This window comes from Streptomyces sp. NPDC002463, from assembly GCF_042889835.1.
Taxonomy (GTDB): Bacteria; Actinomycetota; Actinomycetes; order Streptomycetales; family Streptomycetaceae; genus Streptomyces; species Streptomyces nymphaeiformis.
The window spans coordinates 87,553-112,390 of sequence record NZ_JBIARL010000021.1; the positions used below are offsets into that span (position 1 = coordinate 87,553).

Below are 24,838 nucleotides of genomic sequence, written 5' to 3' on the forward strand. Positions count from 1 at the left end.
GCGGGTCAGCCCGCGAACTTCTTGCTGACCATCTCGTGCACGGCCTGGGCGCCACGGCCGAGCTGCGGTCCGGCGAGCCAGCCGTTGCTGCCGGCCGGGCCGATCGAGGTGTTCGACACGAGCGCCGTCTTGCCGTTGGGCAGGACGCGGAACCAGCCGCCGCCCGAGGAGCCACCGGTCATCGTGCACCCGATGCGGTACATCGTCGGCGTGGCCGGAGCCGTGGTGAGGCGCGTCGGCCGGTCGAGGCACTTGTGCATGATCATGCCGTTGTACGGCGGCGCCGCCGGGTAGCCCCAGGCGCCCATCGTCCCGGCCTGCGCGGCCGACGGCGCGGAGAAGTCGACCGGCAGGGCGACGCCGACGGTCTCCTCCAGGGACTTCCCGCCGCGCTCCGGCTGCACGTGCAGCACGGCGTAGTCGTACGGCCAGGCCTGGTTGGTGCCGCCCGCGTTGATCCACTCGCCCGAGGTCACGGCCCAGTCGGCCCAGAACTGGCCGTACGGGTAGACCTCCTGCGGCTGCGCGTTCTCCAGCGCGGCGGGGGACTTGCCCAGGTCGTTGAAGGCCGGGACGAAGGCGATGTTGCGGTACCAGCCGCCCTTCTGGCCGGCGTGGACGCAGTGGCCGGCCGTCCAGACCAGGTTCGACTTCCCGGGGTGGCGCGGGTCCTTCACGATGGTGCCGGAGCAGACCATCGAGCCCTCGGGCGAGTCGAAGAAGATCTTGCCGACCGGGGCCGCGTTGCGGTGGTACGGCGTCTTCTCGCGCTGGGCCTTGACGGGGCGGGGCGTCGGGTCGGTGCCGCCGGTGCCCGCCTGCGCGGTGATCGTCTGGTCCGGGCTCTTCGCCGACTGCATGCGCGCCGGGTCCCAGAGGCCGTCGATCACCGGGTTGACGAAGTCCTCGGCCTCACGGAGCCAGGTGTCCTTGTCCCAGTTCTTCCATTCGCCGTTCTTCCACTTGTCCAGGTCGACGCCGTGCTTCTTCAGCTTGTCGGCGAGGTCCTTGGTGAGGTCGGCGCCACCGTCACCGGCGTCGGCGGAGCTGCTCGCCCCGGCGGCCGGAGTGCCGTCGGCCGGGGTCTCGGTGGGGCCGCAGGCCGTGGCGGTCAGCGCGAGCGCGGTGACCATGCCGAGGACGGCGGGTATGAGTCGTACAGAACGCATGAAGGTGATCCCCGTTGGTATTGCCCGGTGTTGCCATGGACACGCGCCGGCATGAAGGAGTGCCGCCATGGACGCGTGTTGCCATGGACGTGTCATGAGTGGTGCACAGTATGCCGGTCGGGCCGGACATGGGTGGAGGCGGGACCCCCGAGGGTCCCGCCTCCGGGCTCGATGTGCCTACTGGCCTGCGTACTTCTTGCTGACCTCGTCGTAGACGGCCTTGGCCTCCGGGCCGAGGCGCGGACCCGCGAGCCAGCCCGCCGTCGACGGGCCGATCGAGGTGTTCGACACCAGCGCCGGCTTGCCGTCATGGCCCTGGGCGACCCAGCCGCCGCCGGACGAACCACCGGTCATCGTGCAGCCGATCCGGTACATCGTCGGCTGCTCGGCCTTCAGGGACAGCCGGCCCGGCTTGTCCGTGCACTGGAACATCTTCTGGCCGTCGAACGGCGGCGCCGCCGGGAAACCGGTCGCCGTCAGGCTCGCGATCTTCGGCACGGCGGGGGCGTTGAACTCCACCGGGAGCGCCGAACCGACCGTCTCCTCCAGGGACTTGCCCGAGGAACCCTTCTCCGGGGTCACCTTGATGACCGCGAAGTCGTAGGGAGCACCGGCACCACCGGTGGACGCGCCCTCGGCGATCCACTGGTCGGAGGTCTTGACCCAGTCGGCCCACCACACGCCGTACGGGGCGATCTGCTCCCGCGTGGCCTTCTCCAGGTCCGAGGTCGCCATCGCCGAGTCGTTGTACGACGGGACGAAGGCGATGTTGCGGTACCAGCCGCCCTGCTTGCCCTTGTGCACGCAGTGGCCGGCCGTCCAGACCAGGTTGGACTTGCCCGGGTGCGCCGGGTCCTTCACGACCGTGGCCGAGCAGACCATCGAGCCCTCGGGGCTGTCGAAGAAGACCTTGCCGGACTCGGGGGCGTTGTCGTGGTACTTCGCCGCCACGGCCTTCGCCTTCACCGGGTCCGGAGTCGGGTCGGTGACACCCTTGTCACCCGAGATGTCCTCCTCCTCGACCGGCTTGTCGGGGCGCTCGGCCTCGCGCATCCGGTCCGGGTCCCAGAGGTCCTCGATGATCGGGTTGACGAAGTCCTTGGCCTCACGCAGCCACTTGTCGCGGTCCCAGTTCTTCCAGTCGCCGTTCCGCCACTTGTCGAGATCGATCCCGTGTTCCTTCAGGCGGTTCTTCAGGTCCTCCGGAATCTTGATCTTGCCCGGGTCCAGGCTCGCGGGCGCGGAGGGCGTACCCCCCGCGTTCTCCTCGCTCGGACCGCAGGCCGTGACGGTGAGCGTCAGCGCCGCGACGGCGGAAGCCGCCATCAGCAGCGGACGAATCGATCGCATTCGTGATCCCCCTGGGACTACGTCAACTTGTGGAACGTGTGCAGCTCATGCATGCGCGAACAGCGGCCGGGTCCTCGCGGACACGACCGACGGCCCCCACTATGCCGGTGCCGGAGGGGACGGTACGCGCCCCGTCGGCGGTTCCGTGCATGGTTCAGCCGTTGCCGTGCCGTGATCCGGGACACGCCAAGTTCCTGCCTTTCGGCCCGTGATCCCCGGCAGTTCCCGTCGTTGGTACGTACGGGGGACACAACGGTGGCGTTCAGGGCGGCCCTTGCGGCGGCTCCACGACGCCCCGATGTGCAACGCAACTGTTACAGCGGGAGGACACGAGCCGTGGCCGTGACCGAATCAGCTCCGGCCGCACCACCGGCCGCGCACACCCAGACCCGGCCGACGGACCAGGGGGCGGGGCAAGCGACTGGCCAGGGGACGGGCCAGGGGGGCGAGTACGAAGGCATCCTGCGCCGCCAGTCCCAGCGCGAGTCCGCCGCGCGCACCTACGCCCGCTCCCTGCCCATCGTCCCCGTACGGGCCCGGGGACTGACCATCGAGGGCGCCGACGGCCGCCGCTACCTCGACTGCCTGTCCGGCGCGGGGACCCTCGCCCTCGGCCACAACCACCCCGTGGTCCTGGAAGCCATCAGGAAGGTCCTCGACTCGGGAGCCCCCCTCCACGTCCTCGACCTCGCCACCCCCCTCAAGGACGCCTTCACCTCCGAACTGTTCGCCACCCTCCCCGGCGCGCTCGCCGACGACGCCCGCATCCAGTTCTGCGGACCGGCGGGCACGGACGCCGTCGAGGCGGCCCTCAAGCTCGTCCGGACGGCCACCGGCCGGAACGGGCTCCTCGCCTTCACCGGCGCCTACCACGGCATGACGGCCGGCGCCCTCGACGCCTCCGGAGGCGCGCCCGACGTCCGCGTCACCCGGCTGCCCTATCCGCAGCGGTACCGCTGTCCCTTCGGCGCCGGCGGCGAGCGCGGCGCCGAACTCTCGGCCCGCTGGACCGAGAACCTCCTCGACGACCCCAAGAGCGGCGTCACCATCCCCGCCGGAATGATCCTCGAAGCCGTCCAGGGCGAGGGCGGGGTCATCCCCGCCCCCGACGACTGGATGCGCCGGATGCGCCGGATCACCGCAGACCGCTCCATCCCCCTGGTCGTCGACGAGGTCCAGACCGGCGTCGGCCGCACCGGCGCCTTCTGGGCCGTCGAGCACAGCGGCGTCGTGCCCGACGTGATGGTCCTCTCCAAAGCCATCGGCGGCTCCCTCCCGCTCGCGGTCATCGTCTACCGGTCCGAACTCGACGTCTGGGAACCCGGAGCCCACGCCGGCACCTTCCGCGGCAACCAACTCGCCATGGCCGCCGGCACCGCCACCCTCGCCTACGTCCGCGAGAACAAGCTCGCCGAACGGGCCGGCACCCTCGGCGCCCGTATCCTCGGCCGACTCCAGGGCCTCGCCGCCGCCCACCCCTGCGTCGGTGACGTCCGCGGCCGGGGCCTGATGATCGGCGTCGAACTCGTCGACCCCGACGCGGCCGGACCGGACGACTCCGTCCCGCCCTCCGCCCCCGCCCTGGCCCTCGCCGTCCAGCAGGAGTGCCTCGCCCGCGGCCTCATCGTCGAACTCGGCGGCCGCCACTCCGCGGTGGTCCGGCTCCTGCCCCCGCTCACCCTCACCGACGAGCAGGCCACCGCCGTCCTCGACCGCTTCGCCGACGCCCTGGCCGCGGCCGAACGGGCCCACACCCCCCACCCGCCCGCCTCCCGCCGGGCCACGGCCCCCCGGAACGCCTCCGGCCCGTCCCTCTGACCCCGGACCGCCCCGGCCCCACCCCCAAGGAAGCCCCCGTGAACCCCACCCCCACCTCCCCGACCCCCACCACCAACCGCCCCCACACCACCCCGCTCCCCGAATCCCCGTTCGACGTTGAGGCCCTCAACGCGGAGGCCATCCACGCGGATGGCTTCCACGCGGAGGCCATCCACCAGGAGCTCCTCCGGCCGGAGCCCCTTCACCCGGCGCCCCTCCGTGCCGCGGCCCTTCGCGCCGAGGCTCTCCACCCCGAGGCCCCTCCCTCCGAGGAGCCGACCGTCCCGCGCCAGCACACCGGACCGTTCGAACCGCGGTCCCCGCGCCCGGCAGCCACCCCCGACCCCCTGGACGACCCCGACCCCCAGCACGCCGCCGACGCCGCCGCCGTCGAGAACCTCCTCCGCTGCTGGGTCCGGGAGAAGAACCTGCCCGCCCCCGGATCCGCCACCCTGCGCATCCCCCTCGACGCCAGCGGCACCGCCCTCCTCGTCCCCGTCCGCTACTGGTCGCCCACCGGCTGGCACCGCTTCGGCGCCCCCGCCCTCGAAGGACTCCCGGCCTCGGCGCCGGCCGCCGACGCCGTCACGGTGGCCGCCCTGCTCAGCCGGGAGACCGGCCGCTCCGAAGGCGCCGACCTCGTCGGCCGCGTCGCCGACTCCGCCCGCCGCACCGCCGACTTCCTGGCCGAGCGCCGCCGCCGGCCCGAGCCCCACCCGGACGCCGACCTCTTCCTCGCCGCCGAACAGTCCCTGCTGCTCGGCCACCCCCTCCACCCCACCCCCAAGAGCCGCGAAGGACTCTCCGAGGCCGAGGGCCGGCTCTACTCACCCGAACTCCACGGCTCGTTCCCCCTCCACTGGATCGCCGTCGACCGCACCCTCCTCGCCTCCGACTCCGCCTGGACCGAACAGGGCCGGCCCGTCAGCGCCGAACAACTCGCCTCCGGTCTCGCCGAAGGACTCACCCTCCCGACCGGAACCGCACCGCTGCCCCTGCACCCCTGGCAGGCCCGCGAACTCCTGCACCGCTCCGACGTCCGCGCCCTCCTCGACGCGGGCCTCCTCCACGACCTCGGCCTCCACGGCAGCCCCTGGCACCCCACCTCCTCCGTCCGCACCGTGCACCGCCCGGGCGCCCGGGCCATGCTCAAGCTCTCCCTCGGCCTGCGCATCACCAACTCCCGCCGCGAGAACCTCCGCAAGGAACTCCACCGTGGCGTCGAGGTCCACCGACTGCTCCGCACCGGCCTCGTCGACGAGTGGCAGGCCGCCCACCCGAGCTTCGACATCGTCCGCGACCCCGCCTGGCTCGCCGTGGACGCCCCGGACGGCACCCCCGTCCCCGGCCTCGACGTCATGATCCGCCACAACCCCTTCGGCCACGGCGACGACGCCGTCTGCATCGCCTCCCTCACCGCTCCCCGCCCATGGCCGGGATCCGCCACGATGCGCTCCCGGCTCGCCGACGTCATCGGACGGCTTTCCGCCCGCACCGGCCGTCCCACGGCCGCCGTCGCCGCCGAGTGGTTCCTCCGCTACCTCGACCAGGTCGTCCGCCCCGTCCTCTGGCTCGACGGCCACGCCGGCATCGCCCTGGAGGCCCACCAGCAGAACACCCTGGTGCTCCTGGACCCGGACGGTTGGCCGGTCGGCGGCCGGTACCGCGACAACCAGGGCTACTACTTCCGCGAGTCCCACCGCGGCGAGCTGGAGAGCCGCCTCCCCGGCATCGGAGCCGACAGCGACACCTTCGTCTCCGACCAGGTCACCGACGAGCGCTTCGCCTACTACCTCGGCATCAACAACGTCCTCGGTCTGATCGGCGCCTTCGGCGCCCAGCACCTCGCCGACGAACGCGTCCTGCTCGCCGCCTTCCGCAGCTTCCTCACCTCCGCCACCGGCCTCGGCTCACCCCTTCCCCACCGGCTCCTGGAAGCCGCGACCCTGCGCAGCAAGGCCAACCTCCTCACCCGTCTGCACGGCCTGGACGAGCTTGTCGGGCCCGTCGACACCCAGTCCGTCTACGTCACCGTCACCAACCCCCTCCGTACCTGAACCCGTCGGCGCCATCCCACGCCCGCCCGACCGCACCCCACCGCCGAGAGGAGAGCGACACCGTGTCACCCACCCGCCCACCGGTCGACCCGCCCGGGGACGACACCCTGGACCTGAGGGTCGACGACCTCGTCGCCCTCCTCGACGGCGATCTCCTCGACTCCGTCGCCGCCTGGGGACCCGCCGAGACCCCCGTGGGCTCCTTCCAGCTCGTACCCGTGCGACTCGAACGGGATCTGCCGCTGGTCGCCCGCTGGATGAACGACCCCGCCGTCGCAGCCTTCTGGGAGCTCGCCGGCCCCGACACCGTCACCGCCGATCACGTCCGCGCCCAACTCGAGGGCGACGGCCGCAGCGTCCCCTGCCTCGGCGTCCTCGACGGCACGCCCATGAGCTACTTCGAGATCTACCGCGCCGATCTCGACCCGCTTGCCCGGTACTACCCGGCGCGTCCCCACGACACGGGTATCCACCTGCTGATCGGAGGCGTCACGGACCGGGGCCGGGGCGTCGGCACCACGCTGCTGCGCGCCGTCGCCGATCTGGTCCTGGACCACCGTCCCCGCTGTACCCGCGTCGTCGCCGAACCCGACATCCTCAACACCCCCTCCGTCTCCGCGTTCCTCAGTGGCGGCTTCCGCTACGCGGCGGAAGTCGACCTCCCCGACAAAAGAGCCGCGCTCATGATCCGAGACCGGGCTCTTCGTCACGTTCTGTGATCACCCCTGCCTTGTAAACGCCGCTCCACCCACAGCGGTTCCCACTCCGAGGAGTCCCCGTGTCGACGTCCCCTGCACCTCACGACTCCGCACGACCCGCCCCCACCGCCCCGGCTCCCATCACCGAAGCCGATGCGGCTCCCGTACTGCTCGCGCCCCCCGAGCTGAACGCCACCGCCTGGGCGCGGGCGTCCTCCCGGCTCCTCGCCAAGGCCCTCTCCGAGTTCGCCTACGAGGAGATCGTCGAACCCGTCCCCACGGACGACGGCGAGTCCGACCGGTACGCCCTGCGCCTCGACGACGGCACCACGCTCACCTTCCGTGCCCGCCGCGGCGCCTACGGCAGCTGGCACATCACCGCCGGCTCGATCACCCACGAGGGCCGGCCCCTCACCGACCCCTTCGACTTCCTGGTCCGCGCCCGCCGCCTCATCCGGCTCGACGGCGCCACCCTCGGCCACCTGATCCGCGAGCTCTCCGCCACCCTGGCCGCCGACGTCCGCCTCGACCACACCGCACTCACCGCCGACCGGTTGGCCGACCTCTCCTACGCGGAACTGGAAGGCCACCAGACCGGCCACCCCTGGCTCGTCCTCAACAAGGGCCGCATCGGCTTCTCCGCCACCGACGCCGCCCACTGGGCCCCCGAGGCACGCCGTGCGACCCGGCTGCCGTGGATCGCCGTCAGCAACCGCATCGCCGCCTACCGGGGCGTGGCCGACCTGGAGACCCCCGACCGCCTCTACACCCGAGAGCTCGACCCCGAGGTCCACGCCGCCTTCCGCGCCGCGCTGACCGCCCGAGGCCACGAGCCCGACGACTACCTCCTGCTGCCCGTCCACCCCTGGCAGTGGGACGAGGTCCTGCTCCCGCTCTACGCCCCGGCCGTCGCCGCCGGGACCGTCGTCCCGCTCCCAGCCGACGACGATCTTCGCCTGCCGCAGCAGTCCGTCCGTACCTTTCTCAACACCAGCCGGCCCGAGCGGCACACCGTCAAGCTGCCGCTGTCGGTGCTCAACACCCTGGTCTGGCGCGGCCTGCCCACCGAGCGGACCCTTGCCGCGCCCGCCGTGACCGCCTGGGTCCACGGCCTGCGCGACGCCGACCCGTTCCTCCGGGACGAGTGCCGGGTGATCCTCCTCGGCGAGGTCGCCTCCGTCACGGTCGAGCACCCCCTGTACGACCGGCTGCCCGAAGTCCCGTACCAGTACAAGGAACTGCTCGGCGCGATCTGGCGCGAACCGCTGAGGCTGCCCCCGGGCGAGCGGGCCCGTACCCTCGCCTCCCTCCTCCACACCGACCCGGAAGGCCGGGCGTTCGTCGCCGAGCTCGTCGAGCGCTCCGGGCTCGCCCCCGCTGTCTGGCTCCAGCACCTCTTCACGGCTCTGCTCCCCCCGCTGCTGCATTTCCTCTACCGGTACGGCACGGTCTTCTCGCCCCACGGCGAGAACGCGATCGTCGTGTACGACGGCGACGACGTCCCGGTCCGGCTGGCGATCAAGGACTTCGTCGACGATGTGAACATCAGTGCCCACCCGCTTCCCGAACACGCCACCCTTCCGGATGATGTCCGCGACGTCCTGTTGACGGAGGCGCCCGGATTCCTGATCCAGTTCATCCACTCGGGGCTCTTCGTCGGCGTCTTCCGCTACCTGGCGCCGCTCTGCGAGGACCAACTGGGGGTGTCCGAGGAGGATTTCTGGGGCCTTGTCCGGGCGGAGATCCTGCGGCACCAGTCACGCTTCCCCGAACTGAAGGAGCGGTTCGAGCTCTTCGACCTCCTGACCCCGCGCATCGAGCGGCTCTGTCTCAACCGCAACCGTCTGCACCTGGACGGCTACCGGGACCGGCCCGAGCGCCCGCACGCGGCCGTCCACGGGACCGTCCGCAATCCGCTCGCGTGACCCGGCTGTCAGTCCCGCCCCGTAGGGTGGAAGCGCTATGACGAAGCCATCCCTCCCCGACCTCCTCCACGCCGCCGTCTCCGCCGTCGGCGGCACGGAGCGGCCCGGCCAGGTCACCATGGCCGAGGCCGTGGCCGAGGCCATCGACGACAACTCCCACCTCCTCGTCCAGGCCGGCACCGGCACGGGCAAGTCGCTCGGCTACCTCGTGCCGGCGCTGGCCCAGGGCGAGCGGGTGGTGGTGGCCACGGCCACCCTGGCGCTCCAGCGCCAGCTCGTCGAGCGCGACCTTCCCCGGACGGTCGAGGCGCTGCACCCGCAGCTGCGCCGCCGCCCGCAGTTCGCCATGCTCAAGGGCCGGTCGAACTACCTCTGTCTGCACCGGCTCCACGAAGGGGTCCCGCAGGACGAGGAGGAAGGCCTCTTCGACCCGTTCGAGGCGGCCGCTCCGTCGAGCAAGCTGGGCCAGGACCTGCTGCGGCTGCGGGACTGGTCGGACGAGACGGAGACCGGGGACCGGGACGACCTGACGCCGGGCGTCTCCGACAAGGCCTGGGCGCAGGTCTCGGTCTCCTCCCGCGAGTGCCTCGGCGCGAGCAAGTGCGCGTACGGGCCGGAGTGCTTCGCCGAGGCGGCACGCGAGCGCGCCAAGCTCGCGGACGTCGTCGTCACCAACCACGCGCTGCTCGCGATCGACGCCATCGAGGGCGCGCCGGTGCTCCCGCAGCACGAGGTGCTGATCGTCGACGAGGCCCATGAGCTGGTCTCCCGGGTCACGGGTGTCGCCACCGGTGAGCTCACCCCGGGCCAGGTCAACCGTGCCGTGCGCCGGGCCGCCAAGCTCGTCGACGAGAAGGCGGCCGACCAGCTGCAGACCGCCGCGGAGGGTTTCGAGCGGGTCATGGAGCTGGCGCTGCCGGGCCGCCTGGAGGAGATCCCGGAGGACCTGGCGTACGCCTTGATGGCGCTGCGGGACGCGGCCCGGGCCGTGATCACGGCTCTGGGCAACACCCGGGACCGGTCCGTGCAGGACGAGGACGCGGTGCGCAAGCAGGCCATGGCCTCCGTGGAGACCGTGCACGGTGTTGCAGAGAGGATCACCCACGGTTCGGAGTACGACGTCGTCTGGTACGAGCGCCACGACCGGTTCGGGGCCTCGCTGCGGGTCGCGCCGCTGACCGTCTCGGGCCTGCTCAGGGAGAAGCTCTTCACGGAGCGGTCCGTGGTGCTCGCCTCGGCCACGCTCAAGCTGGGTGGCGACTTCAACGGCGTCGGCGCGTCGCTCGGACTGGCCCCCGAGGGCACCGAGGGCGACAACCTGCCCGTCTGGAAGGGCATCGACGTCGGCTCCCCGTTCGACTATCCGAAGCAGGGCATCCTGTACGTCGCCAAGCACCTCTCGAAGCCCGCGCGCGACGGGCAGCGGGGCGACATGCTCGACGAGCTCACCGAACTGATGCAGGCCGCCGGCGGGCGGACCCTCGGTCTCTTCTCCTCCATGCGCGCCGCGCAGCAGGCGGCGGAGGAGCTGCGGAGCCGGGTCCCGGAGCTGCCGATCCTGCTCCAGGGCGAGGACACCCTGGGCGAGCTGATCAAGAACTTCGCGGCCGACCCGAAGACCTGCCTCTTCGGCACGCTCTCGCTCTGGCAGGGCGTGGACGTCCCGGGGCCCAGCTGCCAGCTGGTGGTGATGGACAAGATTCCGTTCCCGCGCCCGGACGACCCGCTGATGAGCGCCCGGCAGAAGGCCGTCGAGGAGGCCGGCGGGAACGGCTTCATGGCGGTCGCGGCGACCCACGCGGCCCTGCTGATGGCCCAGGGCGCCGGACGGCTGGTGCGGGCGACCGGTGACCGGGGTGTCGTGGCGGTCCTGGATCCCCGGCTGGCCACTGCGCGCTACGGCAGCTATCTGAAGGCCTCGCTGCCCGATTTCTGGTACACCACGGACCGCAACCAGGTCCGGAAGTCCCTCGCGGCCATCGACGCCGCCTCGAAGGCGGCCGACTAGCGGGTCGGGACACGGCAGGGCCCCGGGACCGGCGCAGTGGGTCCCGGGGCCCGGTCAGAGCCGGCGGGGAGCGTCACACCCGCCGCAGCACCGCCACGACCTTGCCGAGGATGGTGGCCTCGTCGCCGGGGATGGGCTGGTACGCCGCGTTGTGCGGGAGCAGCCAGACATGGCCGTCCTCGCGCTTGAAGCGCTTGACGGTGGCCTCGCCGTCGAGCATCGCGGCGACGATGTCGCCGTTCTCCGCGACGGGCTGACGGCGGACGGTGACCCAGTCGCCGTCACAGATGGCGGCCTCGATCATCGAGTCGCCGACGACCTTCAGGACGAACAGCTCGCCGTCGCCGACCAGCTGCCGGGGGAGGGGGAAGACGTCCTCGACGGACTCCTCGGCCAGGATCGGGCCACCGGCCGCGATGCGGCCGACCAGCGGCACGTACGACGCGGCCGGCTTGCCGGTGGTGTCCGTCGGCTGGGTGCTCGGCTGGTCGGAGCCGCGGACCTCGTAGGCGCGGGGCCGGTGCGGGTCGCGACGGAGGAAGCCCTTGCGCTCCAGCGCCATGAGCTGGTGCGCCACCGAGGAGGTGCTGGAGAGGCCGACCGCCTGCCCGATCTCGCGCATCGACGGCGGGTAGCCGCGCCGCTGGACCGAATCGCGGATGACTTCGATGACCCTGCGCTGCCGGTCGGTGAGTCCGGAGCTGTCGGCGCGGATGCCTGGAGGTCGTCCGGGGAGGGCGCGGGCGGGTCGCCCGGGCTCCTCGCCGTTCATGCTTGCGTCAGTCATGGCGTGCACCGGCTCGAGTCGGCCCTGGGAGCGGTCCTGGGCGGTGATGGTGGCACTGTCTGCGGTGGTGGTCACGTCGTCGGCCCCTCTCGAATGGTCTCCCTCGCTGGCACAACGGTAGTAGCTTTCGAAAGGTTGCGCCAAACACACGTTCGAGTGAAAATTCGCAGATTGCCTTACGTGTGTATGTGCGGGGGTGTATGAGCGTGCTCGCGGCGCCGCCCCAAATCGGTCGTTACGGTAGCCTTCGCCGCTGGGGTGCGAGCAACCGGTGCACCGCCCAGTGTCGCACCCGGAGGCCCGGATCCCGGGGAGTGCCCGGGCCGCGACACGCGGAGGGGTCGGAAGCGCCCCCAACCCAAGATCTAGTGGTTGGATGGCATCTGCCACCCAGGGGTAGTGGTCCCCGGTCTGCCGGGGGTGCTCGCATCGCCTATGCTGGTGGTCGCTTCGCAGGGCCTTGACGGGCCGGGCGAGGTGAGTCAGTCGTGCCGCGAGGAGGGTTGGAACCAATGCACTGCCCCTTCTGCAGGCACCCCGACAGCCGTGTCGTCGACAGTCGCACCACCGACGACGGGACGTCGATCCGACGTCGTCGCCAGTGCCCCGACTGCTCCCGTCGTTTCACGACGGTGGAGACGTGCTCGCTCATGGTGGTGAAGCGCTCCGGTGTCACCGAGCCCTTCAGCCGCACCAAGGTCATCTCCGGCGTGCGCAAGGCGTGCCAGGGGCGACCGGTCACCGAGGACGCCCTCGCCAAGCTCGGCCAGCGGGTCGAGGAGGCGGTGCGCGCCACCGGAAGCGCCGAGCTGACCACCCATGACGTGGGCCTGGCCATCCTCGGCCCCCTGCAGGAGCTCGACCTCGTCGCCTACCTGCGCTTCGCGTCCGTGTACAAGGCTTTCGACAGCCTCGAAGACTTCGAGGCCGCCATCGCGGAACTCCGCGTGCGGCCTCCCGCTGAGAACGGCGGGACCGGTGCGACCCCCGAGGTCCCCGTTCCCGCCACCGCCGCCGACTAGATCGGCGGTCCGGGCCTTCCGCGGCCCGGCGACCGGCCGCCGTGCGGCCTGGTAGACGTGCCCCGGGTGACCTCTGTGGTCCCTGTGGCAGCAGTACAGAACGACGTACAGAAGACGGTGCCCTGGGACTATCTGGGCGCCAAAGTGTGTTTTGCCCGTATATGGGAGGCGGCATGACAGAGACGGCGAGCGGCCCGGCACGTGGTTCCCGCACCAAGGGAGCCAAGTCGGCGAGCAAGGGCCTGCGTATCGAGCGCATCCACACCACCCCCGGCGTGCATCCGTACGACGAGGTGGCGTGGGAGCCCCGTGACGTCGTCATGACCAACTGGCGCGACGGCTCGATCAACTTCGAGCAGCGCGGCGTCGAGTTCCCCGACTTCTGGTCGGTGAACGCGGTCAACATCGTCACCAGCAAGTACTTCCGCGGTGCCGTCGGCACTCCGCAGCGCGAGACCGGTCTGAAGCAGCTCATCGACCGGATCGTGAAGACGTACACGAAGGCCGGCGAGGAGTACGGCTACTTCGCCTCGCCCGCCGACGCCGAGATCTTCGAGCACGAGCTCGCCTACGCCCTCCTGCACCAGATCTTCAGCTTCAACTCGCCGGTCTGGTTCAACGTCGGCACGCCGCAGCCCCAGCAGGTCTCCGCCTGCTTCATCCTGTCCGTCGACGACTCCATGGAGTCCATCCTCGACTGGTACAAGGAAGAGGGCATGATCTTCAAGGGCGGCTCCGGCGCCGGCCTGAACCTCTCCCGCATCCGCTCCTCCAAGGAGCTGCTCTCCTCCGGCGGCAACGCCTCCGGCCCGGTCTCCTTCATGCGCGGCGCCGACGCCTCCGCCGGCACGATCAAGTCGGGCGGCGCCACCCGTCGCGCGGCCAAGATGGTCATCCTCGACGTCGACCACCCCGACATCGAGGACTTCATCGAGACCAAGGTCAAGGAGGAGGAGAAGATCCGCGCCCTCCGCGACGCGGGCTTCGACATGGACCTGGGCGGCGACGACATCACGTCCGTCCAGTACCAGAACGCCAACAACTCCGTCCGCGTGAACGACACGTTCATGAAGGCCGTCGAGTCCGGCGGCAAGTTCGGCCTCACCTCGCGCATGACCGGCGAGGTCATCGAGGAGGTCGACGCCAAGGCGCTCTTCCGCAAGATGGCCGAGGCCGCGTGGGCCTGCGCCGACCCGGGCATCCAGTACGACGACACGATCAACCACTGGCACACCTGCCCCGAGTCCGGCCGCATCAACGGCTCGAACCCGTGCAGCGAGTACATGCACCTGGACAACACGTCCTGCAACCTCGCCTCGCTGAACCTGATGAAGTTCCTCAAGGACGACGGCAAGGGCAACCAGTCCTTCGACGTCGAGCGCTTCGCCAAGGTCGTCGAGCTCGTCATCACCGCGATGGACATCTCCATCTGCTTCGCCGACTTCCCCACCCAGAAGATCGGTGAGAACACCCGCGCCTACCGCCAGCTCGGCATCGGCTACGCCAACCTCGGCGCCCTGCTGATGGCGACCGGCCACGCGTACGACTCCGACGGCGGCCGCGCCCTCGCCGGTGCCATCACCTCCCTGATGACCGGCACCTCGTACAAGCGCTCCGCCGAGCTCGCCGCGGTCGTCGGCGCGTACGACGGCTACGCCCTCAACGCCGAGCCGCACCAGCGCGTCATGCAGCAGCACGCCGACGAGAACACCAAGGCCGTCCGCATGGACGACCTGGACTCGCCGATCTGGGCCGCCGCCACGGAGGCCTGGCAGGACGTGATCCGCCTCGGCGCCAAGAACGGCTTCCGCAACGCCCAGGCCTCGGTCATCGCCCCCACCGGCACCATCGGTCTCGCGATGTCCTGCGACACCACCGGCCTCGAGCCCGACCTCGCCCTGGTCAAGTTCAAGAAGCTCGTCGGCGGCGGCTCGATGCAGATCGTCAACGGCACCGTCCCGCAGGCCCTGCGCCGCCTGGGCTACCAGGAGGAGCAGATCGAGGCGATCGTCGCCCACATCGCCGAGCACGGCAATGTGATCGACGCCCCCGGCCTGAAGACCGAGCACTACGAGGTCTTCGACTGCGCCATGGGCGAGCGCTCCATCTCCGCGATGGGCCACGTCCGCATGATGGCCGCCATCCAGCCGTGGATCTCGGGCGCCCTCTCCAAGACCGTCAACCTGCCGGAGACGGCCACGGTCGAGGACGTCGAGGAGGTCTACTTCGAGGCCTGGAAGATGGGCGTCAAGGCGCTCGCCATCTACCGCGACAACTGCAAGGTCGGCCAGCCGCTCTCCGCCAAGAAGAAGGAGGACGAGAAGGCCGCGGTCACCGCGAAGTCCGAGGCGACGATCCGCGAGGCCGTCGAGAAGGTCGTCGAGTACCGCCCGGTCCGCAAGCGTCTGCCCAAGGGCCGCCCGGGGATCACCACCTCCTTCACCGTCGGCGGCGCCGAGGGCTACATGACCGCCAACTCCTACCCGGACGACGGTCTCGGTGAGGTCTTCCTGAAGATGTCCAAGCAGGGCTCCACCCTCGCCGGCATGATGGACGCCTTCTCCATCGCCGTCTCGGTCGGCCTGCAGTACGGCGTCCCGCTCGAGACCTACGTCTCGAAGTTCACCAACATGCGCTTCGAGCCGGCCGGCATGACCGACGACCCGGACGTGCGGATGGCGCAGTCGATCGTCGACTACATCTTCCGCCGCCTGGCGCTGGACTTCCTGCCCTTCGAGACCCGCTCCGCCCTCGGCATCCACTCGGCCGAGGAGCGCCAGCGCCACCTGGACACCGGCTCGTACGAGCAGGCCGAGGACGAGGACGTCGACGTCGAGGCCCTGGCCCAGTCCGCGCCCCGCGCCCAGGAGCCGAAGGCCGTCCCCGCCCCGGCCCCGAAGGCCGAGGTCCCGGCTCCGAAGCAGGCCCACACCTCCGCGGAGCTCGTCGAGATGCAGCTCGGCATCAGCGCCGACGCCCCGCTCTGCTTCTCCTGCGGTACGAAGATGCAGCGGGCCGGCTCCTGCTACATCTGCGAGGGCTGCGGCTCGACCAGCGGCTGCAGCTGACCCCGCCCCCGGTGCGCTGAGGGGCGGAAGCCGTTGAGCGCACCGGATCGCCCGTGAAGGGGCGCCGACCACCGGTCGGCGCCCCTTTTCACATGAGGGGCGTCAGGACACCGTGGAGCCCAGGAGAGTGCCGAAGGCCTGCGGGTCGGCGTCGAAGCCGCGGCTGATCGAGCGGTACGACCAGCCGTCCGTCCCGTCACGGGTGAACTCCACGACCGTCGCCGCACGGGCCCCGGGGACGTCCGCGAAATCGTGGGTCAGCAGGTCGGTGTAGCCCTCGCGGACCCGTATGCCCGTGTTCGCTATGTCGCCGAAGGTCAGCCGCCCGCCGCCCTGCTGTATGGCCACGCCCACCACCACCCGCGCGTACCGCGCGTCGAGGCGGTTCAGCTCCACGGTCATGGCCTCGTCGTAGCCGAATCCCTGCCCCGTGCGGCTGTCGCGGTGGAGCGTGATCGTGCCGTCCGGGGAGCGGCTGCCGAAGTGAACCAGATGGACCGGCGCACCGTGTGGATCACCCGCGGCGAAGACCCCGGCGACCAGATCGAGGTCGTGCGCCGGCGCGCCGGCCGGGGCGGGGTCCCACTTGAGCGTGACCTCGACGCGTCCCACCCCTTTGTTGAGTCCGCTCATGGTGCTTCCCCTCTCCGCGCACGCCCCCGCGCACGCCCTCGCCTCGTACCGTCGCTCCTTCAAAAGCCCTTGGTCGTGGGCTTCTTGCTCATGGTGTCATGTGCCTACGACAGAGGACCCGACGCTGAGGGGGAGAGCGGTTTGTGGAGTGGTGACGAGCTGGATCTCGACGCATATCTGGCTCGAATCGGATACGACATCGCGCGGGACGGGGAACTCACGCCCGATCTGAGGACCTTGACGGCCCTTCATCGGGCGCACGCCTCGATCATTCCCTTCGAGAACCTCGACGTCGCTCTCGGAAGGCCGATACCCCTGGATCTGAAGAGCCTTCAGGCCAAGCTCGTCGAGCGGCGCCGGGGAGGCTACTGCTACGAGCAGAACTCCCTCCTGGCGGCGGCCCTCGAACGGATCGGCTTCCACGTGGAGGGCCGCGGCGCGCGCAACCGCTCGCGGGGCGCTACGCTGCCGCCGGTCACCCACGCGCTCCTCGCCGTGACGGTCGAGGGCGAACACTGGCTCGCCGACGTCGGGTTCGGCTGGCAGGGGCCGCTGGAGCCCGTGCCGCTCCGGGACGGCGCGCGCGTGGAGCAGGACGGCTGGACGTTCGGCATCGGCGTCGAGGACGACGGCATCCATGTGCTGCGCTCGCTGCGGCCGACGGGCTGGACGGACGTGTACGCGTTCTCGCCGCAGGCGTACCAGCCCGGGGACTTCACCGTCCTCAACCACTACAGCTCCAGCCATCCGGAGTCACGTTTCCTCGGCCAGGTCGTGGCCCAGCGGCCGGGCGCGGACGTGCGGAGATCGCTGCTGCGCGAGACGCTCTCGCTCGTGCGCCCGGACGGATCAGTCGAGGAACGGATTCTGACGGCCCACGATTTGGCCGCCACCCTGGAGGCCGAGTTCGGCATCGAACTGGACGCCGAGGAGCGCGCGGGTCTGGAGCGACTGCACCCGGTGGGAGCCTGACGGGGTCTGCCGGGGTGCCCTCCGGCCCCGTACGATGGCGCGGTGCTGGTCAAGTGGATTCGCTGCACCGTCGTGGACCGTCGAGGGTTCGAGCGGGGACAGCGGAAATGGGCGGGGCTGCTCGGTGAGCCGGGATTCCGGGGACAGGGCGGCGGGTGGAGCCGGGGTCGCCCGGACGTCGCCCACATCTTCGCGTTCTGGGAGAGTCGCGCCTTCTACGACTCGTTCATGGCGAGGTCGCACGATCGTCTCGCGGCCTCCCAGGTCGGCACGTTCAAGGACGCCCAGGTCAAGCTCTTCGACCACCGCTTCGATGTGAAGACGGGCTTCGAGCCGCGGTTCGCCGACGCCGACGTGGCGCGGGTGGCGCACTGCCGGGTCCACGAGGACCGTGCCGAGCACTTCGCGCTCATGCAGGAGAAGGTGTGGAACCCGGCCATGGCCGGGTCCCCCGGCATGCTGCGGGGCCTGTTCGGCGAGGCGCCCGGCAGCGAGTTCCTGGTGCTCTCGATGTGGCAGTCCGCCGCCGAGCACGGAAAGTACCGGGTCGAGCGCGTGGAGCGGCTGGGACTGCGGGCCCGTACCGCGGCCGACGTGGCGGCGCTGAACGGGGACGTGGTGCAGCTCGAACCGTCCTGGACGGTCTGACCTCCCACCCCCTGCTCCCTCGGATGGACTCCGGTCCCGACCTCGGCTGCGCCCGCCGGAGAGCGGCGATCTAGGGTCGGGGTATGGCACGACCGCGGCGCATCGTTCTCGTACGGCACGGAGAGTCCGAGGGCAATGTCGATGACACGGTGTACGAGCGCGAGCCCGACCATGCCCTGAGGCTGACCGAGACCGGGTGGCGGCAGGCGGCGGAGACGGGGGAGCGGCTGCGGGAACTCTTCGGGGACGAACCGGTCAGCGTCTACGTCTCGCCGTACCGCCGCACCCATGAGACCCTCCGGGCCTTCAGGCTCCCCGCGGAGCAGGTCCGGGTACGGGAGGAGCCCAGGCTGCGGGAGCAGGACTGGGGCAACTGGCAGGAACGGGAGGACGTCCGCCTGCAGAAGGCCTACCGGGACGCGTACGGGCACTTCTTCTACCGCTTCGCCCAGGGCGAGTCCGGCGCGGACGTCTACGACCGCGTCGGCGCCTTCCTGGAGAGCCTGTACCGCAGCTTCGAGGCGCCCGACCACCCGCCCAACGTCCTGCTCGTCACCCACGGGCTGACCATGCGGCTGTTCTGCATGCGCTGGTTCCACTGGACGGTCGCGGACTTCGAGTCGCTGTCGAATCCCGGCAACGCCGAGACCCGCACCCTCCTGCTCGGAAACGACGGCCGCTACCGCCTGGACAGGCCGTTCGAACGCTGGCGTACCCCGGAACCGTACGGCCCTACCGGATAGAGTGGTAGATCGATGACCGCTGACTCCTCACCCGACCGGCGCTTCGAACGCGCCCTGGCCAGCCTGCGCGGGCTGTCCGTGGGAGACGCCCTGGGCTCCCAGTTCTTCGTACCCTCGAACTATCCCCTGCTGAAGCGGCGCGAGCTGCCCGCCGGCCCCTGGCAGTGGACCGACGACACCGAGATGGCCTGCTCCGTCCTGGCCGTCCTCGCCCACCACGACCGGATCGACCAGGACGCCCTGGCCCTCTCCTTCGCTCAGCACCACGACTTCGACCGGGGCTACGGCCCGGCCGTCAACCGGATGCTCCGGCTCATCCGCGAGGGCGGCGACTGGCGGGAACTCGCCGCCGCGCTCTTCAAGGGGCAGGGCTCCTGGGGCAACGGCGCCGCGATGCGGATCGCCCCGCTGGGAGCCTGGTACGCCGACGACCCCGAGCAGGCGACCCATCAGGCCGAGATCTCCTCGTACACGACCCACCAGCACCGGGAGGCCGTGGTCGGCGCCATGGCCGTCGCCGCCGCCGCGGCGATCGCCGCCGACCCCGCCGGACCGCCGACGCCCGAGTCGCTGCTCGACGGGGTGATCGCCCTGGTGCCGCGCAGCGCGGTCGGGGCAGGTCTGCGCAGGGCCCGCGACATGCTCGACTACGGCGACGCGAACACCGTCGCCGCGGTCCTCGGCAGCGGCCGCCGGACGAGCGCCCACGACACGGTCCCCTTCGCGCTCTGGTCCGCCGCGCGCGGGCTCGGCGACTTCGAGCGGGTGTTCTGGACGACCGCGCAGGTGGGCGGCGACGTCGACACGACCTGCGCCATCGCCGGCGGGGTGGTCGCCTCCACTGCGGCCGGCGCGCCGCCGGAGGACTGGCTGCGGCAGACCGAGGAACTTCCGGGCTGGGTCCCGGACGGGAGGGCCTGACGCGGGGTGATGTCTGTACGGGGGGCGCCGTACGGCACGGGTCCGAGTGGAACCTGAACCTGCCGGTACGGCGTCCCCCGGACCCCGACGTGTCCCCTGAGCCCCACGCGGGACTCAGGGGACACCGGCGTCCGGATCAGGCCATCGGCCCCGCGGCCTCCGCGCGGCCGCTCAGCGCCTCCAGGTCGCTCCTGCGGACCCGGATCACCAGGGCGGCCGTCACCAGTGCGATCAGCACCATGCCGACGGCGGCCGTGAAGGCCGAGGAGATACCGGCGGTCAGCACCTCGTGGCCCCAGGGCGCGGGCAGTTCCTTCGCCTTCAGTGCCTCGGCCTTCTGTTCGGGCGTCGCGTGCGCGAGGAAGTCCGGCAGCTGCTTCTCGCTCTCCTTCCGGCCGGCCGTGCCGAAGACGGTGACCAGGATGGAGAGGCCGAGCGAGCCGCCGACCTGCTGGGTCGCGTTGAGCAGACCCGAGGCGGCGCCGGCCTCGTGCTCGGCCACTCCGGAGACGGCCGTGAGCGTGAGCGTCACGAAGTTGAGGCCCATGCCGCAGCCGAACACGACCATCGGGCCGAGTACCCCGCCCAGGTAACTGCTGTCCGAAGAGATGAACGTCAGCAAGGCGAGCCCCACGCCGGTGAGCGACGCGCCGGTCACCATGAACGGCTTGGGGCCGAGGACCGGCAGCATCCGCTGGGCGAAACCGGCCCCGACGCCGATCGCGACGGTCACCGGAAGGAAGGCGAGGCCGGACTTCACCGGGCTGTAGCCCAGGACGTTCTGCACCCACAGCACGATGAAGAAGAACATGCCGAACATGGCGGCCGACAGGCTGAGCATGATGACGTACGTGCCCGAGCGGTTGCGGTCCGCGAACATCCGCAGTGGCGTGATCGGTTCCTTGGCCCGCGACTCCACCACGGCGAACGCCGCGAGCAGAACCACCGCCGTGACGAACGAGCCGATGGTCAGCTCGTCCTTCCAGCCCTCCTTGGACGCGCGGATGAACCCGTAGACCAGCGCCGCCATCCCCAGCGTCGACGTCGCGGCGCCCGTGAGGTCGAACCGGCCCGGGTGGCGCTCCGACTCCGCGATGTAGCGCGGGGTGAGGAAGGCGATCAGCAGGCCGATCGGCACGTTGACGAAGAAGACCCAGCGCCAGTCGAGCCACTGGGTGAGCGCTCCGCCGGCGAGCAGGCCGATGGCGCCGCCGCCGGCCGAGACCGCCGCGAACACGCCGAACGCCCGGTTCCGCTCCGGTCCTTCGGGGAACGTCGTGGTGATCAGGGCGAGTGAGGTCGGCGAGGCGATCGCGCCGCCCACGCCCTGCAGGGCACGCGCCGCGAGCAGCTGCCACGGCTCCTGGGCGAAGCCGCCGAGCAGCGAGGCGAACGTGAAGAGCAGGATGCCGGCCATGAACACCCGGCGGCGGCCCAGGATGTCTCCGGCACGTCCGCCGAGGAGCAACAAGCCGCCGAAGGTGAGGGTGTAGGCGCTGAGCACCCACGACAGGTCGGTGGTCGAGAAGGAGAGCGCGTCCTGGATGTGCGGCAGTGCGATGTTCACGATGGTGGCGTCGAGGACGACCATCAGCTGGCAGGCGGCGATGACGGTCAAGGCGATGCCCGGCCGACCTTCGGCGCGAGCTGGCTCGTCCTTGACCTGTGTGTCCACCGGAGAAGTTGTCACTATGGATCCCCCCACGGAAAATTAGTGAACGCACCCGTTCACTGTTCACCACGGTAGTGAGTCCCCCTCAGTGAACGCAACCGTTCACTGAGAACTGCCGACGAATCGAATCGCGTCAACGGAGAGATCCTGATGGTTACTTCGCGCTCCACGGCCGCCGCCCGGCCGGAGGGGGCGGCGCTGCGACGCCGCGGACCCGTGCTCGAGCGGGCGATCCTGGAGGCCGCGCTCGACCAGCTGAGCAGCGTCGGCTGGAGCGGTCTCACGATGGAGGGTGTCGCGGTCGGTGCACAGACGGGCAAAGCCGCGGTGTACCGGCGATGGTCTTCCAAGGAAGACCTCGTCGCGGACGCGCTCCAGGCCGGACTGCCCACGATCGACGAGGCTCCCGACACCGGTCGTGTGCGTCAGGATCTGTACGAGTTGTGCTGCCGGCTCCGGGACGTGATGTACTCCAAGCCCGGCTTCGCCCTGCGTGCTGTGCTTCACGAATGCGACGCCGAAGCTGCCGAGCGCTTCCACGGGCTGATCGAGACGGGTGTGATCCAGCCCTCGAAGCGCCTCTTCCGGGACGTTCTACACCGCGGAATCTCGCGCGGAGAGGTGCGGAACGATGTGATCGACGACCTCGTTCTCGACGTCATCCCCGCCATGATGATGTACCGCTCCAAAGTGTGCGGAAGCGAATGGACGGACAGTGAGATCACCGACCTGATCGACCGGATCATGGTGCCTCTGGTGCGTGCCTGAGTCGGACCGAGCGCTTTCGGGTGCGGTGGCGGCTGCTCCCCGGGCGAGGTGTCGGCGGCTTTCGGGGCGGGGGGCCGGTGGCTTTCGGTTCGGGGTGGCGGTGGGCTCCGGGGCCTGCTGGAGACCGGATCCCGGGCCTGGTGGGGCGGGCCTTCGGGCGCCCGCGGGTAATCCGGGTATCGCAGGTGACGTCAGGCGGCGTAACCTGTCTGGCGCCATGCCGTACGAACCTCCCACCCACACTGTCGAGCGGTCGCTCCGAGCCACCACCGGCGCCAAGATCGTCGCCGGGGTCGACGAGGTCGGACGCGGAGCGTGGGCCGGCCCCGTCACGGTGTGCGCGGCCGTCACCGGCCTGCGCCGGCCCCCCGAGGGGCTCACCGACTCGAAGCTGCTCACCCCCAAACGCCGGAACGCGCTGGCCGCGGAGCTCGGGGGCTGGGTCACCGCGTACGCCCTCGGCGACGCCTCCCCGCAGGAGATCGACGACCTCGGGATGACCGCGGCGCTGCGACTCGCGGCCGTCCGCGCCCTCGAAGGCCTTCCCGTACGGCCCGACGCGGTGATCCTCGACGGCAAGCACGACTACCTCGGCAACCCCTGGCGCGTCCGTACGGTGATCAAGGGTGACCAGTCCTGCATCGCCGTAGCGGCGGCCTCCGTCATCGCGAAGGTCCGGCGCGACGCCCTCATGGCCGAGCTGGAGGCCGAGAGCGACCAGTACGCCGCGTACGCCTTCGGTGCCAACGCGGGCTACCCTTCGCCGGTCCACAAGGCGGCACTCGAAGAGCTGGGGCCCACCCCGTACCACCGTCTCTCCTGGTCGTACCTGGACGCGCTGCCCCAGTGGCGCCACCTCAAAAAGGTCCGCCTCTCCGCCGAGGCGGCCGCGCTGGAAAGCGGGGGCCAACTCGGCTTCGACTTCTGAACTTCCGGTCACGGAGCCCTGCCCAAGGGGCGTCCACGCGGCCGGGGTGCACATGTGTGCCCACCCGCCGGTGCTCCGCGCAGCGGCGTTTGATAGACATCCATTCATGCCTCTCATCCCCGAGGAGCCTCAGATTCACGAGAGCGCCCAGGGTCCCCGCGCCACCGCGGCCGCCGGCCGCCCCGCGTCGACCCCCCGTCCCGTACCCGGCCCGCGTTCAGCGGCCTCCCCGCGTCCCGGACGCCCCGTCCCCGGTCCGGCCAAGCCCGCCGCGCCGGCCCCGCACCCGGGTGCCGGGCAGTCTCCGGCCGAGCGCCCGGAGAATCGTTCCGACCAGCGATCCACCCCGCAGCTCCAGCTGATCCCGGCTCCGGTCGACGGCGCGCTCGACGCCGCCGAGGAGGCCCTGGACCTGCTCCTGGAAAGCGGACGCGCCCCCGGCGAGATCCTGGTGCTCACCACCGGCGACCCGCACCCGTGGGCGGCTCACGAGCTGTCCTTCGGCGAGGCCGCCTACTGGGCCCAACAGGACACCCGTGAGGACGTGTTCTTCGCCGACGCCTCCTCGGAGCAGGCTGCCGCCCGCCCCGTGGTGATCGTCGCCGTCAACGGCGGAGCCGAGGAGACGGCCGCCCGGGCCCTTCCGTCGGCGATGGACCGCGCGGGCGCGCTGCTCGTCGTCTGCGGTGACCCGCAGCGCATCACGGCGCTCCTCGGAGTCGGCGCAGGCGTCTGACCGGCCGAGCTCCTCCGCCGGACCCCACCGGGGCCGGCGGGTGGGCCGGCGCCGCCGGGCGGGAGCCGTGCCCTGAGGCACGGTGCCGCCTGGCTTGGTCTGCGCCCGGCGACTCGACGTCGAGTGGCTTGATCTGCGCCCAGCGGCCCGGCGTTGCTTGGCGTGATCGACGCGCCGCAGCCCGGTGTCGCCTGGTGGATCAGCGTGCGGCGGCCGGGCATCGTCCGGCGTGATCAGCGTGCGGCGGCCCGGCGCAAGGGTTCGGTCGCGCCGCTCGCCGTCCTCGGCGTGAGCAGACCGAGCTCGGACGGCCCGTCACCCAGCGGCAGGGGCAGCGAGTCGGAGCTCGGCCGACGGCCTCCCCGGCCCTCGCCGAGCACCTGCCAGCCCGCTCCGGTCAGTGTGATGTACGCGCCGCAGCGGAGCCCGTGCAGCGTGCAGGCGTCCCGGAGCCCCCACATCCAGGCCCCGTCCTCCTCCGTCCACCGCTCGTCGCCGTCGCGGCAGTACAGCAGGACCGCCGTCCGCACAGGCGCGCGTCTGCGGAGGTCGTGCGGGATGACCCGCCGCAGATGCGCGAGCAGCGCGTTGCGGAACTCCCAGCCGTCCGCCGCGACGGGGCGGCGGACGAACGAGGCACTGGCCGCGAGCCGCTCCTCGTGGTCCAGGACGGCGAGCACCGCCGTCCTGGGCGTGGGCGCGTGGCGCGAGTGGAGGCCGCTGACGACCTCACGCGGGTTGCGCAGCAAGGGGATTCCCGCCGCGGCCCACTCGGAGGGTGCGAGTATCCGGGCGAGGCGGCTGGCGGACTCGGACGACGATCTGAGCGAGGCGGCTGTGGGCGGAGCGAATCCGAGGGCCACGGTCCTCCCTTCGGATACGCGCCCGCTCGGCGGCGGGCAAGGTCGGGTGAGG

The 24,838-nt window shown here is 71.2% G+C and carries 20 protein-coding genes; 14 read left to right on the top strand and 6 right to left on the bottom strand.

Features of this window, described 5'->3' with window-relative positions; genetic code table 11:
* Positions 1-5: 5 nt before the first annotated feature.
* Positions 6-1,169 carry a trypsin-like serine peptidase gene (locus tag ACFYX3_RS33360; protein WP_376585076.1) on the bottom strand — a complete coding sequence of 388 codons (1,164 nt, stop codon included), beginning with the start codon at positions 1,167-1,169 and terminating at the stop codon, positions 6-8.
* A gap of 177 nt (positions 1,170-1,346) precedes the next feature.
* On the bottom strand, positions 1,347-2,519 hold the full coding sequence (locus tag ACFYX3_RS33365; RefSeq protein ID WP_352024097.1) for a hypothetical protein: 1,173 nt from the start codon (positions 2,517-2,519) through the stop codon (positions 1,347-1,349).
* 336 nt (positions 2,520-2,855) lie between these two features.
* Between ACFYX3_RS33365 and ACFYX3_RS33370 the strand changes: the two genes are divergently transcribed.
* The 5 genes from ACFYX3_RS33370 to ACFYX3_RS33390 all read left to right on the top strand — a co-directional run bounded on the left by ACFYX3_RS33370 (position 2,856) and on the right by ACFYX3_RS33390 (position 11,025).
* On the top strand, positions 2,856-4,337 hold the full coding sequence (locus ACFYX3_RS33370) for a diaminobutyrate--2-oxoglutarate transaminase family protein (protein ID WP_389021568.1): 1,482 nt from the start codon (positions 2,856-2,858) through the stop codon (positions 4,335-4,337).
* Positions 4,338-4,375: 38 nt separating this feature from the next.
* Complete coding sequence (locus ACFYX3_RS33375; protein ID WP_389021572.1) at positions 4,376-6,394, top strand: IucA/IucC family protein; 2,019 nt, start codon at positions 4,376-4,378, stop codon at positions 6,392-6,394.
* Positions 6,395-6,456: 62 nt separating this feature from the next.
* Positions 6,457-7,113, top strand: a complete 657-nt coding sequence (locus ACFYX3_RS33380) for a GNAT family N-acetyltransferase (RefSeq protein ID WP_389021575.1) — start codon at positions 6,457-6,459, stop codon at positions 7,111-7,113.
* A gap of 59 nt (positions 7,114-7,172) precedes the next feature.
* Positions 7,173-9,017, top strand: coding sequence for an IucA/IucC family protein (locus ACFYX3_RS33385; protein ID WP_389021578.1), 1,845 nt, complete (start codon positions 7,173-7,175; stop codon positions 9,015-9,017).
* A gap of 37 nt (positions 9,018-9,054) precedes the next feature.
* Positions 9,055-11,025: an ATP-dependent DNA helicase gene (locus ACFYX3_RS33390; RefSeq protein WP_389021582.1), complete on the top strand. Its 1,971-nt coding sequence runs from the start codon at positions 9,055-9,057 to the stop codon at positions 11,023-11,025.
* A gap of 73 nt (positions 11,026-11,098) precedes the next feature.
* Here the strand turns inward: ACFYX3_RS33390 and lexA are convergent, their stop codons facing one another.
* Positions 11,099-11,887, bottom strand: coding sequence for a transcriptional repressor LexA (lexA, locus tag ACFYX3_RS33395; protein ID WP_116158457.1), 789 nt, complete (start codon positions 11,885-11,887; stop codon positions 11,099-11,101).
* Between the two features lie 437 nt (positions 11,888-12,324).
* Between lexA and nrdR the strand changes: the two genes are divergently transcribed.
* Together nrdR and ACFYX3_RS33405 are read left to right on the top strand one after the other, a co-directional pair.
* Complete coding sequence (nrdR, locus tag ACFYX3_RS33400; protein ID WP_382659544.1) at positions 12,325-12,834, top strand: transcriptional regulator NrdR; 510 nt, start codon at positions 12,325-12,327, stop codon at positions 12,832-12,834.
* Between the two features lie 173 nt (positions 12,835-13,007).
* A complete protein-coding gene (locus tag ACFYX3_RS33405) occupies positions 13,008-15,902 on the top strand; it encodes a vitamin B12-dependent ribonucleotide reductase (protein WP_376585063.1) in 2,895 nt (964 codons plus the stop codon).
* Between the two features lie 102 nt (positions 15,903-16,004).
* Here the strand turns inward: ACFYX3_RS33405 and ACFYX3_RS33410 are convergent, their stop codons facing one another.
* Positions 16,005-16,535: a TerD family protein gene (locus tag ACFYX3_RS33410; RefSeq protein WP_389021587.1), complete on the bottom strand. Its 531-nt coding sequence runs from the start codon at positions 16,533-16,535 to the stop codon at positions 16,005-16,007.
* 237 nt (positions 16,536-16,772) lie between these two features.
* Between ACFYX3_RS33410 and ACFYX3_RS33415 the strand changes: the two genes are divergently transcribed.
* The 4 genes from ACFYX3_RS33415 to ACFYX3_RS33430 all read left to right on the top strand — a co-directional run bounded on the left by ACFYX3_RS33415 (position 16,773) and on the right by ACFYX3_RS33430 (position 19,819).
* The gene (locus tag ACFYX3_RS33415) at positions 16,773-17,507 is read left to right on the top strand and encodes an arylamine N-acetyltransferase (protein ID WP_389021590.1); all 735 of its coding nucleotides are present in this window, start codon (positions 16,773-16,775) and stop codon (positions 17,505-17,507) included.
* Between the two features lie 42 nt (positions 17,508-17,549).
* Positions 17,550-18,155 carry a YdbC family protein gene (locus ACFYX3_RS33420; protein WP_116158453.1) on the top strand — a complete coding sequence of 202 codons (606 nt, stop codon included), beginning with the start codon at positions 17,550-17,552 and terminating at the stop codon, positions 18,153-18,155.
* 83 nt (positions 18,156-18,238) lie between these two features.
* Complete coding sequence (locus ACFYX3_RS33425; protein WP_116158452.1) at positions 18,239-18,898, top strand: histidine phosphatase family protein; 660 nt, start codon at positions 18,239-18,241, stop codon at positions 18,896-18,898.
* A gap of 12 nt (positions 18,899-18,910) precedes the next feature.
* Positions 18,911-19,819 carry an ADP-ribosylglycohydrolase family protein gene (locus ACFYX3_RS33430; protein WP_184932349.1) on the top strand — a complete coding sequence of 303 codons (909 nt, stop codon included), beginning with the start codon at positions 18,911-18,913 and terminating at the stop codon, positions 19,817-19,819.
* A 136-nt stretch (positions 19,820-19,955) separates the two neighbouring features.
* Here ACFYX3_RS33430 and ACFYX3_RS33435 read toward each other — a convergent pair whose 3' ends face one another.
* On the bottom strand, positions 19,956-21,509 hold the full coding sequence (locus ACFYX3_RS33435) for an MFS transporter (protein ID WP_389021597.1): 1,554 nt from the start codon (positions 21,507-21,509) through the stop codon (positions 19,956-19,958).
* 132 nt (positions 21,510-21,641) lie between these two features.
* On the opposite strand from ACFYX3_RS33435, the gene ACFYX3_RS33440 reads away from it, so the two are divergent.
* From ACFYX3_RS33440 to ACFYX3_RS33450, 3 genes are all read left to right on the top strand, one after another.
* Positions 21,642-22,259, top strand: coding sequence for a TetR/AcrR family transcriptional regulator (locus ACFYX3_RS33440; protein ID WP_389021600.1), 618 nt, complete (start codon positions 21,642-21,644; stop codon positions 22,257-22,259).
* A gap of 217 nt (positions 22,260-22,476) precedes the next feature.
* Entirely contained in the window at positions 22,477-23,187 is a 711-nt protein-coding gene (locus ACFYX3_RS33445; protein ID WP_389021604.1) for a ribonuclease HII, read from the top strand.
* A 106-nt stretch (positions 23,188-23,293) separates the two neighbouring features.
* On the top strand, positions 23,294-23,923 hold the full coding sequence (locus tag ACFYX3_RS33450; protein WP_389021607.1) for a hypothetical protein: 630 nt from the start codon (positions 23,294-23,296) through the stop codon (positions 23,921-23,923).
* Between the two features lie 233 nt (positions 23,924-24,156).
* Here the strand turns inward: ACFYX3_RS33450 and ACFYX3_RS33455 are convergent, their stop codons facing one another.
* Complete coding sequence (locus ACFYX3_RS33455; protein WP_376585048.1) at positions 24,157-24,786, bottom strand: hypothetical protein; 630 nt, start codon at positions 24,784-24,786, stop codon at positions 24,157-24,159.
* Between the last annotated feature and the right edge of the window lie 52 nt (positions 24,787-24,838).